Source organism: Robinsoniella sp. RHS (assembly GCF_001029355.1).
GTDB classification, from domain to species: domain Bacteria; phylum Bacillota; class Clostridia; order Lachnospirales; family Lachnospiraceae; genus Robinsoniella; species Robinsoniella peoriensis.
Genome location: NZ_JNGB01000018.1, coordinates 79,967 through 96,571, shown reverse-complemented (window position 1 = coordinate 96,571; position 16,605 = coordinate 79,967). Strand labels below are relative to the sequence as shown.

12 protein-coding genes and 1 other annotated feature are annotated in these 16,605 nt (G+C 41.8%); of the genes, 1 reads left to right on the top strand and 11 read right to left on the bottom strand.

Features of this window, described 5'->3' with window-relative positions; all coding sequences use genetic code 11:
- Positions 1 to 79: 79 nt before the first annotated feature.
- A complete protein-coding gene (locus tag RHS_RS09960) occupies positions 80 to 2,725 on the bottom strand; it encodes a valine--tRNA ligase (RefSeq protein WP_047833090.1) in 2,646 nt (881 codons plus the stop codon).
- 130 nt (positions 2,726 to 2,855) lie between these two features.
- Positions 2,856 to 3,143 (bottom strand) — a binding site (T-box leader).
- Positions 3,144 to 3,345: 202 nt separating this feature from the next.
- Here RHS_RS09960 and RHS_RS09955 point away from each other — a divergent pair.
- On the top strand, positions 3,346 to 4,137 hold the full coding sequence (locus tag RHS_RS09955; protein ID WP_044296533.1) for a 4Fe-4S binding protein: 792 nt from the start codon (positions 3,346 to 3,348) through the stop codon (positions 4,135 to 4,137).
- An 843-nt stretch (positions 4,138 to 4,980) separates the two neighbouring features.
- Here RHS_RS09955 and RHS_RS30730 read toward each other — a convergent pair.
- The 10 genes from RHS_RS30730 to RHS_RS09915 form a co-directional block, all read right to left on the bottom strand.
- The gene (locus RHS_RS30730; protein ID WP_255348072.1) at positions 4,981 to 5,103 is read right to left on the bottom strand and encodes a hypothetical protein; all 123 of its coding nucleotides are present in this window, start codon (positions 5,101 to 5,103) and stop codon (positions 4,981 to 4,983) included.
- Positions 5,104 to 5,312: 209 nt separating this feature from the next.
- Entirely contained in the window at positions 5,313 to 6,629 is a 1,317-nt protein-coding gene (locus RHS_RS09950; protein ID WP_395021963.1) for a hypothetical protein, read from the bottom strand.
- Between the two features lie 11 nt (positions 6,630 to 6,640).
- Positions 6,641 to 6,775, bottom strand: a complete 135-nt coding sequence (locus RHS_RS30725) for a hypothetical protein (protein ID WP_395021961.1) — start codon at positions 6,773 to 6,775, stop codon at positions 6,641 to 6,643.
- A 175-nt stretch (positions 6,776 to 6,950) separates the two neighbouring features.
- Positions 6,951 to 7,556, bottom strand: coding sequence for an alpha-L-rhamnosidase C-terminal domain-containing protein (locus RHS_RS09945; protein ID WP_047833089.1), 606 nt, complete (start codon positions 7,554 to 7,556; stop codon positions 6,951 to 6,953).
- Entirely contained in the window at positions 7,459 to 9,771 is a 2,313-nt protein-coding gene (locus RHS_RS09940) for a hypothetical protein (RefSeq protein ID WP_395021958.1), read from the bottom strand. The genes RHS_RS09945 and RHS_RS09940 overlap by 98 nt, the downstream gene beginning before the upstream one ends.
- Before the next feature lie 70 nt (positions 9,772 to 9,841).
- The gene (locus RHS_RS09935) at positions 9,842 to 10,717 is read right to left on the bottom strand and encodes a carbohydrate ABC transporter permease (RefSeq protein WP_027296696.1); all 876 of its coding nucleotides are present in this window, start codon (positions 10,715 to 10,717) and stop codon (positions 9,842 to 9,844) included.
- 11 nt (positions 10,718 to 10,728) lie between these two features.
- Entirely contained in the window at positions 10,729 to 11,625 is an 897-nt protein-coding gene (locus tag RHS_RS09930) for an ABC transporter permease subunit (RefSeq protein ID WP_047833087.1), read from the bottom strand.
- A gap of 92 nt (positions 11,626 to 11,717) precedes the next feature.
- The gene (locus RHS_RS09925) at positions 11,718 to 13,130 is read right to left on the bottom strand and encodes an extracellular solute-binding protein (protein ID WP_047833086.1); all 1,413 of its coding nucleotides are present in this window, start codon (positions 13,128 to 13,130) and stop codon (positions 11,718 to 11,720) included.
- A 130-nt stretch (positions 13,131 to 13,260) separates the two neighbouring features.
- Positions 13,261 to 14,787, bottom strand: a complete 1,527-nt coding sequence (locus RHS_RS09920) for a response regulator (protein WP_044296528.1) — start codon at positions 14,785 to 14,787, stop codon at positions 13,261 to 13,263.
- The gene (locus RHS_RS09915) at positions 14,780 to 16,540 is read right to left on the bottom strand and encodes a sensor histidine kinase (RefSeq protein ID WP_047833085.1); all 1,761 of its coding nucleotides are present in this window, start codon (positions 16,538 to 16,540) and stop codon (positions 14,780 to 14,782) included. Before RHS_RS09915 ends, RHS_RS09920 begins: the two co-directional genes overlap by 8 nt.
- Positions 16,541 to 16,605: the final 65 nt, after the last annotated feature.

The following is a 16,605-nucleotide window of genomic DNA, read 5'->3' as shown; positions in this document are numbered from 1 at the left end:
CGAACCCATGCTTAACATTATATTTATGCAGTGGTTCGGCGTTTCTTTGTTTAAAATTATTCCTTACTTTGTGTCTCTTTTATTGCAGCTGCGCTAATCTCTCTTTTACTTGTTCCATCATTTCTGTATATTTTGCAAGCTTACCTTTTTCTTCATCTATTTTTGCCTGAGGCGCTTTGCTAACAAAACGTTCGTTGCTTAACATTCCATTTACTCTTGCCAGTTCCTTCCCTAAGCGTTCTTCTTCTTTTTTCAAGCGATCGATTTCTTTTTCAATATCTACCAGCTCTGCGAAAGGCATATAGATAACTGCCTCCGGTATCACTGTGGATACTGCATCTTCCCCGATACCCGAGCGGTCTGCCTGAACAGTGACCTCACTTGCATATCCCAGGGTAGCGAAGAATACCTTTCCATTTTCAAATATCTCACGGATATTTTCCTTTTCGGAAACCACAAATACCTTTGCTTTTTTGCTTGGCGGAACATTCATTCCGGTACGGGCATTTCGGATTCCACGTACCGCTTCTTTAATAGTCTCTACTGCCTGCTCATCTGCCGTAAAGTTCCATTCCTCTTTAAATTCCGGCCATTCGGAAATCATAATTGATTCTTCTTCTGTCTGAAGAGTGCAGAAAATTTCTTCTGTAATAAACGGCATATAAGGATGCAGCAGTTTCAGGGCATTTGCCAAAACAGTCTTTAATGTCCACAGTGCTGCTGATTTGGTGGTATCTTCATCGTTATAGAGACGGGGTTTCACCATTTCAATATACCAGTCACAGAATTCTTCCCAGATGAAATCATATACTTTCTGAACAGCGATGCCCAGTTCGTATTTATCCATATTATCTGTAACGTCTTTTGCAAGCGTGTTTACTTTGGACAAAATCCATTTGTCTGCTCCGGTTAAGTCTGAAAGATTCATCCGGGATGGAACCTCTGCTTTTTCCAGGTTCATCATAATAAATCTGGACGCATTCCATACCTTATTAGCAAAGTTTCTGCTTGCCTCCACACGTTCCATATAGAAACGCATATCATTTCCCGGTGCATTTCCGGTCATAAGGGTCAGACGAAGTGCATCTGCACCGTATTGTTCGATAATTTCAAGCGGATCAATTCCATTTCCAAGGGATTTACTCATCTTACGTCCCTGGGAATCACGAATCAGTCCATGAATCAGTACGTGATGGAAGGGAACTTCCCCTGTCTGCTCAAGCGCTGAGAATACCATACGGATAACCCAGAAGAAGATAATGTCATATCCGGTTACCAATACGTCCGTAGGGAAGAAGTAATCCAGGTCTTCTGTTTTGTCTGGCCAGCCTAAAGTAGAGAAAGGCCACAGTGCAGAACTAAACCAGGTATCCAGGGTATCCTCATCCTGTGTCAGATGTGTGCTGCCGCATTTCGGGCAAACGGTTGGTACTTCTTTGGATACTACGATCTCACCGCAGTCATCACAATAATACGCCGGTATCCGGTGTCCCCACCAAAGCTGTCTGGAAATACACCAGTCACGGATATTTTCAAGCCAATGGAGATAAATCTTATCAAAACGCTCAGGTACAAAATTTAAAGTATGGTTCTTCAATGCTTCAATCGCCGGCTTTGCCATTTCTTCCATTTTTACAAACCACTGCTGTTTGATCATAGGTTCAACGGTGGTCTTACAGCGGTCATGGGTACCAACATTGTGGGCATGTGGAACTACTTTAACGAGAAGTCCCATCTCCTCTAAATCCGCAACCATTGCTTTTCTGGCTTCATAACGGCTCATGCCCGCATACTTTCCGCCCAGTTCATTGATGGTGGCATCATCATTCATGATATTGATCTCCGGCAGATTGTGGCGTTTTCCCACTTCAAAGTCATTAGGGTCATGGGCCGGCGTAATCTTAACACATCCGGTTCCAAATTCCTTGTCAACATATTCATCTGCAACAACCGGGATTTCACGGTCAGTCAATGGCAGTTTCAGCATTTTGCCTACCAGGTGTTTGTAACGGTCATCCTCCGGATTTACTGCAACCGCTGTATCTCCAAGAAGCGTCTCAGGCCTTGTGGTAGCAATTTCAACAAAAGCATTTTCTTCCCCTGCTACCGGATAATTAATGTGCCAGAAATTTCCGTCCTGATCCACATGCTCTACTTCTGCATCTGAAATGGAAGTCTGACATACCGGACACCAGTTAATAATTCTGGAACCCTTATAGATATAACCTTTTTCATATAATTTGATAAATACTTCTTCAACCGCTTTGGAGCATCCTTCATCCATGGTAAAGCGTTCTCTGTCCCAGTCAGCCGAGGAACCTAACTTCTTCAACTGGTTGATGATCTTTCCGCCGTACTCTTCTTTCCACAGCCAGGCATGTTTTAAGAATTCATCTCTGCCGATCTCATCTTTATCAATTCCCTGTTCTTTCAGCTTCTCTATGACTTTGACTTCAGTGGCAATCGCTGCATGATCCGTTCCAGGCTGCCATAAAGCATTATATCCCTGCATTCTTTTATAACGGATCAGAATATCCTGCATGGTATTATCCAGTGCATGGCCCATGTGAAGCTGTCCCGTAACATTCGGCGGCGGCATCACAATCGTAAATGGTTTTTTGCTCCTGTCTACTTCTGCATGAAAATATTTCTTGTTCATCCACTTATCATATAAGCGGTCTTCAATTCCTTTCGGATCATAAGTCTTTGCTAATTCTTTGCTCATTGTCCTATTATCTCCTTTTTCATTTTTAGCTGCCCGTGCAGATCCCTCTGCACATACATATATGGGTTATAAAATATACGGATTCCCATTTCCCTGCCTGATTTTGCATAAAAAAATGCCCCTTGCTTCTGCAAAGGGCGAATAATCCGCGGTACCACCTTTATTTATATTTACAGAAATCTTCTGCAAATACATCTCAGTCATCCGATAACGTGGATGATACGTGAAAATCTACTTTACGATGAAATCTTATCCACAGATATCCGGCTAATCCGCCAGGTTATCCACAATTTCATCCGGTTCAATCCTCCGGTTCAAAAGCTACCTTCCATTCACACTGCCTTGAATATTCTTCCAGCCGATGAAATATTCTCTCTGTCAGGGTTTTGAATGTACTCCTCTTTCTCACTACCTTTTTATTATGTTATCTTTTGTGATATATTTTCCATAATAATCAAGATGGGGGGATTTGTCAAGGGATTTTGTAAAAATAGGTAAATCTTTACTGTCGGTTCTGCAGTCCGTACATAGTTTACGTATCAAGTAGCTTTTCCTAATCATTTGCAGTACAATAAACACATAACTAACATTTTACCCCAACTAAACCAAGGAGGAATATCATGAATATCAAAAGTGTACACTGTTTAACCTTTAGCCCCACCGGCACCACAAGAAAAATTACAGATACTATTTCTGCTGTTTTTCAAACCAAAATTCATAATCATGACGTAACCTATGACAGAACAAAAGACTTCCCCGATTTCGCCAGTGAAGATCTGCTGATCGTTGGCATCCCTGTCTACGGTGGCAGAATCCCCGCAATATTAGAAGATCTGTTTCACCGCCTTCATGGGAACCAGACGCTTTGTATTCCTGTTGTTCTCTATGGAAACCGGGCTTTTGAAGATGCTCTTCTTGAATTATCTGATCTGCTGAAAGCGCAGGGCTTTATAACTGCAGGCGCGGGTGCTTTTATCGGGGAACATTCATATGGAAGTGAAATTGCAGGCGGACGCCCCAATGTATTTGACCTCGCAGAAGCTAAAAAATTTGCTGAAGCCGTCCGGGATAAGATCACTGGTATTGACTCCCACGAAGCTATAAAACCATTACATATTCCGGGAAACCATCCTTATAAAGAACGTTCCGCCCCGGGCATTCCATGGGGTCCGGTTACTATGGATTCATGCAATAATTGTGGAATCTGTGCCACCGTCTGTCCCATGGGTATCATTGACCGGGAAGATCCGAAAAATATTACGGATCCAGGCAGCTGCCTGCATTGCTGTGCCTGTATAAAAACCTGCCCGCAGAATGCTAAGGCTATGGAATCAGAATTTTACAAGAAGTTCAGGGGGTTCTTAATTGCAAATTGTTCTGAGACACAAAAAGAACCCGAGATCTTTATCTGAATCTAATTAAAGCGAACCCTCCAAGATCTTATATAGTTAGTATAAGACTTAAAGTTACTAGACATTAAATTTGGGTTTTGCTGAGGAAGGACGCTTTGTATTAGTAGTTAGTGTACGAAAAGAGAAGGCGGCGGACCAGGACAGGTGTTTGGAAGGCTTAACGCAGAACTGGTATTTTCTAACCTTCCCGGAGCACTTTTTGGCGGCACGCGGGCATTCGCTCCAAAATCCTGATGCATTTTGCAGCTCACTGCCCGCTTACAATCCGATGGGAGAAGTACTGCATTTTGCAATGCAGTACTAGTCGAATTGTATCCGCCAAAAAGCACTCCGGGAAGGTAAGTAAATGCTCAGCTCTGCTATACGCCTTCCAAACCAATGTCCTGGTCCGCCCCCTTCTCTTTCCGGGATAGCATTCATTGATACAAAGCTGGTTTTCTCAGCATGATGGAATCCTGGGGTTGTGGCATGCTGGACGCGATTGGCGTAAAGCTAATGATGTCAAGCAACTGATCTTGAGAACGGGATTTGTTTTTCTTTCTGTGATCAGAAAAAGAAGTAGAATTTCACAAACTTTCATCTTTTACGCATAAACAGCCGAAACATAATACGCTGCATCCAATAAAGAACAGCCAGCCACAGCCCAGGGGTTCCAACCTGCTGAGAAAACCAGCTTTGTGGCGGCAACCTGGATCTCGGAAAGATGGGTGTGGGAAACTGGCATGGGCGGAGGATGCGTAGAGCAGAACTGAGTATTTACTTACCTTTCCGGAGTGTTTTTTGGCGGATAGTATTCGACTGGCTCCCATTGGATACTAAGCGGGTACTGAACCGAGAAATGCATCAGGATTTCTCGGTGAATGCCCGCGTGCCGCCAAAAAGCGCTTCGGAAAGGTTAGAAAATACCAGTTCTGCGGCCAGCTGACGGAGCCCATGCCAGTTTCCCACACCCATCTTTCCGTACACTACCTACATCTACAAAGCGTCTTTAATCAGCAAAACCCAAATTTATTTGTATTACTTCTTACAGAGACTCCAACATCATAATCCGAAACTATTACCCCATAGGTACGATCAGGCCAAGAAGTTCTTACATAGTAACAAAAAAGTTCCGCGCCATAACACTGGCAGCGGAACTCTTTTAGTTATCCATGAACGCGAAAGATGTAATGATATCAGGTCGACTCTGAAAGTTCCAAATTGCAGTCAACGGTTGTCAGCACCTTATTTAGTGTCATTGAGTGCATAATTCTCATCCACGCCTGCTTTGTATTTTCAAAGTCCTGATAATGTTCAGCTACGTGCTTTCGGAAAAAATCCAGTTCTTCTAATAATACATAAAAATCATCATTCCCAAAATGTTTACAGATTTTCGGTATGGTAAATCTCAGACTCTTTTCAATATTCTCCATTGCGTCCTCATACTTCGCTCTTTGGGTAATATATAACAGAAGAGGCTTATACCTGACCCAGCCAATGGATGCTTTTAAAAATCGTTTGGAAACACTTCCCCCATTGGATTTCATTGCTTTTAGTTCATTTGGCAGTGCTCCGGATAATAAGCTTCCATACGCAGAAAACCCATCATGAAAGGTATAACACGGGATTCTTGTAATGATATTCTCTCCAATGCAAGTACTTAAAAAAGTATCTTCGCCTCTCGCCCCGGGAGGATTATAAAACGGAAATAGTTTGTCTGGATCTTTCAGATTAATGCCGAGATTGGCACCTGATATAAACTTCATACCATTTTTTTCTTTTACTTCACTGACAACTCCATGGTCAATTTTACCTATATCTGCATAGGTAACGCCGCCGTTCTCCATCTTTTCCCTGACGGATTCCCAGTTAATAATATCATTGCTGATGGCTTCTATAAAGATCTGAAAATCATGTTCCGTGAAATTTTCATCGAAAGATATCTTGGGAATTGGAGAGATATAACCACAATGACAGCCGTTTGTCATATCTGATCCCTTAATATTCTGAATATGAGACTCGAGCACTGACTGCCCTACCCACATTAGACTTTCACCCATCTGCACATTGGCAATAGGATACTCATCATCGTCCAGAAATATCAATTCATCCATCTTATTTAACATGGCGAAATATAGCACTGCGTTACGCTTCATGGCATATCCTTCACCAAAGATTAATTTTGCATCTCTGACACTCAGAATTTTTTTTGAAACTAAGGCAGATGCTTCATTTGCTATGGCTGCTTTTCCCAAATAGTGCACCGAGTCTATCAAATCCAGTATTTCTTCATCCACAATCTGATAATCCGACAATTCTGTGTTGGTAAACTTCAGGTCATATGCCACAAATAAATGAAGTGCATATTTTTTGATGTCAATCGTCTGTGAATCTTTCCAGTCATTCAGGTACGATCTTACTACCTTTCGAAAATTCTTTCTGCCAGTTACAAAACCAATCCCTATATTTATTTTTTTATTTTTGATAACATTGTCCTTCTCTCTATTGGGCAAACACAACTTTCTTACTGTATTTTTTTCTTCTTTTGCACAAGTTCCGGTTCAGCTGCTTCTGTAGTCACTGCAGATGGCAATACTGCACTTTTCTTTTTCTTCTTGCCTTTTTTTTGGATTTTTGTCTCCCATAATATTGACCTCATATCTTTCTTTTCCCTGTAGGAAATAAAAAAAGCCACTTTCATTATAAAAGTGACTTGTTTCGAGTTCATATTTAATTTACCTCAGCGCCCTTTCACCAGGAGATGCTGATAGAGTAAGTGTAACACCTTTCGGACATGTTGTCAAATTTACCGGCATTTTTGCAGGCTCTTTCCTTTATCCGAACCGGTGAATCCTCATTTCACAATCAGACTTTTCCTCATATACAACCTGTATTTTTTTCGGTATCCTGGCTCTGCATTCTTTCCTTCCACTTTCCCTGCTCCACTCAATATGGATTACTCCATGAGGTGTAGGCACATCTCCTCTGCACCACTTCATATCCCATAACGGATCTTTTATTTCTACTTTTGCAAAGCCATCCTCCAGCATCTGTACCCCAAGGGCATATTTAATGAAAAAATATGCGGGTGAAGCCGACCAGGAATGACAGTAACTTCTGGTTCTGCTGACTTCGTAAAAGCCCGGAAATACTTCCCAGCAGGTAGTGGAATCATATTTCAGCATTTCACCCCATCGGATTTTAATATCATCCATAATATCCTGCAGTCTGCCCTGTCTCACCAGACACTCATACTGGTAATAAAGCATAAATGGAGAACCGGCCTGTATCATTTCCTTTGGAGCATGAAGAATGTAATCCTCTGCTATTTTCTTCTTATCTTCATCCAGGATTCCGCCATAAAGCAGCAGCAGAATATGTGTCTGTATGCTGAATGTACGGGAAGGTCCATACTGGGGAGAATAGCCGTCCCGATACATTTTTTTTATCAGAATCCCAGAGCTTCGTATCCATATAAGCTAAAAGCCTCATTCTGCTGTCCCCAAAATAGGCTGCGTCTTCCTCATGATCACTTTTTCCCGCATACGCTGCAGCTAATCCGTAACAATATGCCAGAACAGCCTGCTGTCCCGTGACTACACCATGATTATGAATATCCATATCTGCCCAATCCATCATATTCCAGGCATTAATTAAGAAACCTCCGTCCTCCTGTATAAATCCTGCATAATAATTCAGGGTTTCTTTTACCACACCATACATCTGCGGGAAGATAGCTGTATCGCCGCTCACCTTTGCATACTCGAAAATTGAGATGATCCAGTTCATGGTCCACATTGGAATAGAAGTATTCCAGTCCGTAGGTGTCAAAGCATTTAGCAGGGGTGTATTTGCCCTGGCTTCTGCAGAGAGCTCTATACTGTGCTTTATCAGGTCATATTCTCCAAAAAGGTAGGCATTTGTAACGGCACTGATGCCTGCATCTCCAATCCAGAAAGCCTGTTCATAAGTTGGACAGTCCGTAAAACTATCTTCCATACAAAGCTGATGGGTATGGCGGCACATTTCAAAAATCCGGTTTAACAGATAGTCATCACAAGCAAATCCTCCGAAATTACTGGGCGCATAAGTTGCATAGCTGACTCTGAAATCCCGAATCATCACTATATCCCTGCATTCCCGGAAGGTCAGCATGGCATAACGCATCCCCATACGTGCCATACAACGGTATGACTGCCATCCTTCTTTACAGATGTAACGCACGCTGTTATTCAGACCTATGGTATAATCGATCTCCCCCTGATACATATTTTCAAAGCAGTAGATATCTAAAATAGTTCCCGCCGGCGCTTTTATTGTAAATTCCAGACTCCCGGCGTAGATATCCTCGAAGTCCACAATCATCCGGTTCCAGCCATTGGATACCGGAGGGTCTAGCACGGTAATTTCCTGATTGTCCCACAGCATTCCCAGATGCCGGGGCTCCACGGCTGATTCTGCAACTACTTTATCTCTCTTCGCCAGGGAGTAGATATATGCATCACTAAAAATATACTGCGGCTCTATGTAGGTAACCGGACCTCCTGCCTCCACCATTTCTTCCAGTGAGGATACCGTGAATAAACGTTTATGAATATCCGGATAATCCTCCAGCCGGTTATATTCATCCAAACCTCCATATACCCTTTTATATCCATCAACCACCGGAACGATTCTGGATGTAGGCCCTTTTACGAAAAAGTTTCCTGCCACCATCAGCTTCTCCGGAAAGCAAAATTCCATATGGCAATATAAATCATCAAATTTCCCCGATATCTGCAGCAGGAAGAAGTGCTTTCCTTCTTTTAGAAATACCGGTATTTCCCTATGTTCATTGGAAACCTCATACAGCTTTCCATCTATAGTAAAATCCCCGATTATCCCATTCCAGGTCCTGTTTGGAAATGCAATCACACCCTCCATATCCTGTGGTACAATAATCTCACACCCCAAAAACCCGGAAAATATCGTCTCGTCTGCATCTTTGCGCCCCGGGAAGAAAGCATTTCTTGTATTTACAGAAAATTGCTGGCACCCCGGCATTACCTCCTGTATCCTTTTAATCTTTGCAGGGGTCTTTGCCTCCCTCTGGAATTGACGCAGCGGATTCTTTTTTAACCTGCCCTGGCTGTATTCCAATACCCTGGCTGTTCCCCAGTTTTTTGATATCTCCGGTTCTTCCATCCACCGGCTGTCAAATTTATTGGCATTGTAATAATCTCCAAAGCCCAGGTTCACATTTCTCTTTACCGTATGAGAAATATGGCCGCTGTCTTTTGCACATTTCGTTTTCTTCCCGGAAGCTGTTAATACTTCATCATTGGAAGCAACCTGAAACCATACTTTCCCCTCTTCTGCAACAGTCTGATAGGTAGACCATCCGTAACTCCACACCCGCACTGCAAGAAAGTTGCTGCCAGGCTTAACATCCGGGGTCATATCATACAAATCATAAAATAATTCACCCGGTCCGGAACGGATCGGTCCCCGTCCGATTTCTTTTCCGTTTAAATAAACAATGTATCTGGTAACCCCGCAGATCATTAGTTTTATATCCTCCGGCTCCCACCCGGCATAAAATTCTGCAGTAAAGCAGCCCCTTTCATTTTCCGATTCCTGATGTTCTGAAATCCAGATCCACTTTCCCTCCATCATAATACCTCCTGGTCTGTACAATAATCGTATTTTTTAAAAACCGTCCAGCATATCATATATCATATCGCACCTACCCCTTCACGGCTCCGCCTGTAAGCCCTGCCACAATCTGATCCGAGAAAAGAAAATATATAATAATGACAGGAATCAGCGCAACAGTTGCTGCTGCAAAAACCTTATTCCAATTTGCAAGAAAATTTGCAGTGTAGGAATATACGCCCAGCGTAAGAGTTCGCACAGAAGCCTTTGTCAAAAATACCAGCGGCAGATAAAAATCATTCCAGATCGTAACAAAGTTTAAAAGCCCAACGGTAGCAATTACCGGTTTTGAAATAGGTGTAATGATGCTTTTAAATATCTGAAACTCCCCTGCTCCGTCAATTCGCGCCGACTCAATCAGGGATTCCGGCAACTCATTAAAGAATTTCGTAAAGACAAACACCGGAAAAGACATATTCGCAGTATAGATCAGCGCCAATCCCAGCAGATTATTAGTCAGATGAAGCCTGGAAAGCATGATATACAGCGGCAGTATTCCCAACTGGATAGGAAACATAAGCCCCACTAAAAAATAGGTCTGCAAAAATTTACGGCTCTTAAACCGATACTGGGCAAGTCCGTATGCAACCATGGAAGCCACTATAACCAATAGCATTAAAGAGACTCCAACCAGAAAAATACTGTTAAAAAAGTAGCGTAAAAATCCATCATCCCCCAGAACAATTTTAAAATTATTCATTGTAAATTCTTTCGGAAAACCTATGGTATTATTGATCAGATCCTGTTTTGTCTTAAAAGACGAAAGGATCGTATTTCCGATTAAAAAGATAGATAAAAAGGTGTAAATAACCAGGATTACCGAGATGATATTTTTCCCGATTACAGCCCGTTTTGATTCAATTCTTCTGTTTGACTTTTTTTGCCGTTTTCTCATCATATTCCCCATTATATCCCCTCCTAATCCTTCTTACGCTTCAATAATTTTGTAGTGACCAGAGAAAACGTAAGAATAATAAGAAACATGGCAACACTGATGCTGGAACCAAATCCGATAGACGTTTCCCCGAAATAAGTACCGCCAAAAGCGTAACGGTAGAACACCATATTGACAAAATCAATCTTATTATTCACTCCGCCCTGGGGACCAACCAGAATATAAGGGATATCAAACATCGTCAGAGCATAGATCACGCTCAGCGTAATATTCGTAGACATAGAAGCGCTCAGTGACGGCAGTACCACATACCGAAACCGCTTCCATCCGCTCGCCCCGTCAATAATGCTGGCTTCAATAATTTCCTCCGGTATCTCCTGTATATCAGCATAAAAAATCATCATACCGGAGCCGATACACTGCCAGATTACCACCATAACAAATATTTTAAATACCAGGTCCGGATTGCCCAGCCATGCACTTTTTGCCTGGTTGCCAAACAGGCTTCCCACTATCTCATTGAGAACTCCAATATTGGGATCCAGCATAATGATTGCAAAAAACCCAACAATTGACGTACTGATTACGTACGGTAAAAATAACATCATACGGATGTATTTATGGAATTTGATCTTTATATAGATCATGTAGGCAAAAAAGATCTGCAGCGGTGTAATTACAAGCAATACGCAGACAAGATATTTAATGTTATTGCCCAGTGCATTGAAGAATATTTTCGACATTCTGGGATCAAACATCAGCTTTCTAAAATTATCCAGACCAATAAATTTCATATCTCCAATGCCGCTCCATTCAAAGAAGCTGAAATAAACGGCACATATAATCGGTACTATCATAAATATGGTATAAATCAAAAATCCCGGTGCTATAAAACCGATGTATGCCTTTCTTTTTCTCATTGCAGGCACCCCTTTCATTATAAAATCAGGGGGTGCTGTACAAACACCCGTCTGGATGGTACAACACCCCTTTCCTATCCGTTTATCCTGTTTTAACGGGTCAGTGCCGCAAGTTCATCCGTAAATTCCTGTGCTGTCATACCTTTGGTAAATACTTTTGTCTGATCCTCTTCCCATACATTTCTGGGGCTTCCCCCCTCTTTCTCCAAATATCCCAGAATATTGTAGTAGCTCTCCGTCTGGATATCAAACTGGGCAATTTCATTAATTACTTCATTTTCCGATACAATTTTATCGGTACACGGAATGGAATCTAAAGATTTAATCCAGGCTGTCTGCCCTTCCAGGCTAGAAAAATAGTTCACAAATGCAAGTGCTGCATCCGGATTTTCCGTGTCCTTGCTGACGGAAAAACCAACGGAACTGGTTCCTACAAACGGTCTTTTACCATCTTCCGTAGGAAGCTGGAATGCGCCAAAGTTCAGCTCGGGGTTATTTTCCTGGATAGTCTGGATATTCCAGGTTCCTTCGATACACATTGCCGCGTCACCTTTGGAGAATGCAAGCAATGCACCGGACTCATCCACTCCGGTATATCCAGGCCCATAATATCCTTTATCTGCCCATTCTAACATCTTGTCATAAGCTGCTACCACTTTCGGATCGTTTACTTTCGCTTCTCCGGTATCTACATATCCCTGAATCCAATCCAATGCCGTCGCTGCCAGAACCGGTTCAAACTGGAATAAGATTGCCCACGGATCGGAAGCACTAAAGGAAATCGGAAGATAACCTGCATCATTGATACTTGCCAGAGCGGATTCAAATTCACTGAATGTCTTCGGTACTTCCAGTCCCAGTTCTTTAAAAATATCTTTGTTATAGAATACAGCTCGTCCACCTACTTCTGCTGTAGGAGATGCGTAGGTTTTATCGTCCACCTTAACCAGGCTCATTGCATTTGTTCCGTCGTATAAAGAAAAATCCACTTTATCGGTCAGATCCATTAACAGTCCCTGTTTTACGTAAGCCTCCAGATTCGTGGTAGCTGTGCCGTTTGTCCAGAACAAGTCCGGTGTTTCGCCCGCCTGCATCGCTGTCTGAAGCAAATTGTAATATTGATCGGAGGTCTTAATCTGGTACTCTATCTCCACATTGGGGTATTTCTTATTGAATCCTTCGATTACAGCTTTCAGAGGTGCCTCAAACTGCGCCGTATGCTCCCATACCACGAGTTTTCCGCCAATGTCTCCCGCATTTGCATCCCCGCCCGTACTTTCTTCTGTCTTCTTTTCTGTCGTCTTCTCTGTCACTGCCCCGGTGGTTTCAGAAGCCTTTGCCTGTGTTTCTTCTGCTTTTTCTGTTTCAGCCGCCGCTTCTGTAGTCTCCAAAGCCTTTGTATCCCTGGCCTGCGTCTGTGCCGGCTCCGTACCGCCTCCGCATCCCGACAAAATACCTGCCGCCATACTTACGCACAATAAAGCACTGATCATTTTCTTCTTCATATTGATACCTCCCATATCATTTGATATATTTATTCTAACAAGAAGGCTTCTTTATCACTAGTAAGAAAATTTATTCATTTATTCAATATTTTTCTGTCTTTTCCACTTTCCTAACTGCCTGTTCACGATATTATGATTTATTCACATAATTTATATCAGAATCCATAAAAACGCCTTTTCTAAACTCGCCTACTGTTTTCCCGGTGATCTGTTTAAATACCCGGAAAAAATAATTGCTATTCATAATTCCTACCTTTGCAGCAATTTCCTCAACGGACTCTTCCCCCTTTAGCAGCAGTGGTTTTGCTTTTTCAATCCGCAGGCAATTGAGATAATGAACGAAAGTATCCCCCGTATGTTTCTTAAAATATTGACAGAAATAGGCTGTACTCATATGAAAATGTTCAGCAACCTCTTTCAGCGGCAAATCCTTCACATAATGCTCTTCCAGATAGGATTCCATTTTTTCAGCCATACTCTCTTTGTCCATGAGATAAGCCTGTACCCGCTTTCGGATATCGGACAGCCATAGCAGCAGCTCCTGCCCCGAATCAAAACTATTTACCAGAATATAGTTAGGGGATTCTTCCTTGGAAAATAATTTATAAAGTTCTGTCTGGTAATATTTACTAAGATAATCTTCCATATCATGTATAAATTTTACCACCTGCAGCTTTACCTCTTCCGGCGGCCGGTTTGCTTCCTTTTCCGCTTTTAAGAACCGTTCCATCTGTACAGATGCCTGTTCCATCCACTGCTCACTAAATGCCTCTTCTTTTTCAAATACAGGCGCCGGCATTATCTGCTCCCGGGACGTGGAATTGTGAAGTTCTATCAATCTGGAAGTTTCATAGTAAAAAGACAGGCTGCATCCCTCTTTGGCTTCTTTATAAAAATGATTCACCTGACTCAGACTGTCAAATATGTCCGTAATGGACAGAAATAGATTTTTATTAAAATAATTCTTCATATTTTTTCTGGCATTCTGATAAAAATCCAGTACTTTTTTATTGATCTGATCGGATGTCTCTTCCGGTTCAAACCGCATAATACAGAAGACTTCCTTTCCGTGTCTCAAAAAACATTCTCCCATGTGGTTAATATTCAATATTTCCTGGAGGATCTCAACGAGAAAATCATAATCTGTATTTTCTTCACTGATTGTTGTCCGCTCTCCGGTTCCTCTCAGGTTTATATAAGCAATACGATAGCGCTTATCTCCATTTCCGTCTTCAAAAAAAACCGGATTATCATTTCTGCCCTTGGAGATCATGCCCTTTTTTAATTTTTTCTGATAAATTTCGGAAACCAGTTTGGGAAGCTCATCTTCTGACAGTTCATGCTTTAATATGTATTTATCCACACCAAGTTCCATGGCACTTCTGGCATAAGAAAAATCCTCATAGCAGCTCAGAACAATGACTGCCATATGGGACATCTGGGATTTCAGATGCCTGATCAGATCCAGCCCTGTCTCACCGGTCAAACGAATATCCGTAATCAGCACATCTGCCGTATTCTGCTGAAAATAACGTTCTGCATCTTCACCGGAGCCAAAAGCCGCAGCCACTTTCATTTCAGCGGAATATTCATCCAGACACATTTTCATGCCCAGGCGGACCAGCATTTCATCTTCTACAATTACTATATTAATCAAAATTTATACCTTCCTCCTCACCAATAACCGGAAGCCGCAGTAAAACCTCCGTTCCTTCGTTCTCATGGCTTACGATAGACACGTGATAGCTTTCACCATAGTTCAGGCGGATACGCTCCATTACGTTTACAATGCCAACGTGATCCATTCCTTTTGAGGTATCCTTCGCATTACAATCCGCCAGAACACCGGTATTAAACCCTTTTCCATTATCTGTGATCTTTACATAGAGTGCATCTTCTTTGTAAAACTCCATTAGGACTCTGCCCCCATCCGGCTTATCTCCAAATGCATACTGAATGCAGTTTTCCACAAAAGGCTGCAGAATCAGCTTTAATATTTTTAAATTCCCCAATTCCATAGGCAGATCATATTCAAAATCAAAATTCATAAAACGCATTTTCTGGATATAGACATAACAGCCCAGCAGTTCTACTTCCTGCCGGAGAGTGATTTCCTCATTAGTATTATAGGTAACGCTGACCATTAGTTTAATCAGGGACTCTATCATCTTCTTGATGTTCGTCTGCTTATTGGCTGCTGCCATCCATTTAATGGTATTCAGGGTATTGTAGATAAAATGCGGTCCAATCTGCATAGAGAGCACTTTGATCTTTTCTTCATTCTTGGCCTTTTCTTCTTCCCTGATATCCCGGATCAGACATTGTATTTCATCCACCATATAATTAAAATTTGCTGTCAGCATTCCCATTTCATCTGCGCTTCCGGTTTCCCTGATCCTTTGGAAATCCCGCTCTGATACTCTGCGCAGGCCCGTACTGAGATTTTGCATTGGTTTAAAAATATAGTGAGACAAAATATAATAGGCAGTAAACAAAAAAACCGCATAGAGGCATGCTATCACCGAAGCCATCCATTTAATATAGTTTACATCCTTAAAAATAACACTCTGATCCGTCACTGTTAAAAGTACCCAGTCATTCACCTCGGATGAGGAACAAACCACCGTCTTTTCTTTTCCTGTATCCGGGTCCTGATAGGAAAAGGATCCGTTTTGCTGCATGAGCGCCTTCGTAAACAGTTCTCCATTTTGAACCACCCCTGTCTCTTCTTCATAATTGCTGGTAACGATATGCCTGTTCCGGGAGACAATATAATAATCCGTGCCTTCTTCATGATATATGGGATTTTTTAAAATATTCGTGAACAGATCTTCTGAGAAAAACAGCCACAGGGTACCTACATTTTGATTCGCAGAGTTGATCGCTCTCGCCAGTGCAAAGTTTTTCGGTCTCTGATTGTAGGATGCAGACATCTGCTGCGTTGGAATCCAGATCACCTTCCCTTTTTTATCAAGGACCTGCTCCAGATGTTCATCCAGGTACTCCTCCCAATTCAGATAGTGATAACCCGAATTATATATAATCCCATTCAGGTCCAGTACTGCGGAAACAATATATTTCTCAGAATTCACAATACTGCTTAGCAACTGGGATATGTACTTATCCTCTTTGGAATAGTCTTCTCTGTTAATATAATTTTTGGCAGCCTCATTATAATACAGGGACATTGAAGTGTCCTTGAAACTGGAGAACTGTAATTCAATATTTTTATGGGTTTCTTTCATGATGTTCTGCTTCTCGGCAATGATGCTCTTTAGCGCATAAGAAAAATAGCTTTTTACAAAAAAGCCTAAAAAGAAAATACTTGGAATAATAACACAGACAACAAAAATAACAATAATCTTGCTTTTTAGCTGGAAAATGATTTGATGATGACGTCTTTCTTCCATAGAACCCCCCGTCCTATTAAAAAAATCTGTATATTTTGATATTTTTCCCTACTTTTTACTATATA

What these genes read in the sequence shown, in the direction of transcription:
- RHS_RS30725 (WP_395021961.1), bottom strand. Translation starts at nt 6,775, where the DNA reads ATGAGGTCAATATTATGGGAGACAAAAATCCAAAAAAAAGGCAAGAAG.
- RHS_RS09960 (WP_047833090.1), bottom strand. Translation starts at nt 2,725, where the DNA reads ATGAGCAAAGAATTAGCAAAGACTTATGATCCGAAAGGAATTGAAGAC.
- RHS_RS09935 (WP_027296696.1), bottom strand. Translation starts at nt 10,717, where the DNA reads ATGGGGAATATGATGAGAAAACGGCAAAAAAAGTCAAACAGAAGAATT.
- RHS_RS09930 (WP_047833087.1), bottom strand. Translation starts at nt 11,625, where the DNA reads ATGAGAAAAAGAAAGGCATACATCGGTTTTATAGCACCGGGATTTTTG.
- RHS_RS09915 (WP_047833085.1), bottom strand. Translation starts at nt 16,540, where the DNA reads ATGGAAGAAAGACGTCATCATCAAATCATTTTCCAGCTAAAAAGCAAG.
- RHS_RS09945 (WP_047833089.1), bottom strand. Translation starts at nt 7,556, where the DNA reads ATGTATCGGGACGGCTATTCTCCCCAGTATGGACCTTCCCGTACATTC.
- RHS_RS09940 (WP_395021958.1), bottom strand. Translation starts at nt 9,771, where the DNA reads ATGATGGAGGGAAAGTGGATCTGGATTTCAGAACATCAGGAATCGGAA.
- RHS_RS09955 (WP_044296533.1), top strand. Translation starts at nt 3,346, where the DNA reads ATGAATATCAAAAGTGTACACTGTTTAACCTTTAGCCCCACCGGCACC.
- RHS_RS09925 (WP_047833086.1), bottom strand. Translation starts at nt 13,130, where the DNA reads ATGAAGAAGAAAATGATCAGTGCTTTATTGTGCGTAAGTATGGCGGCA.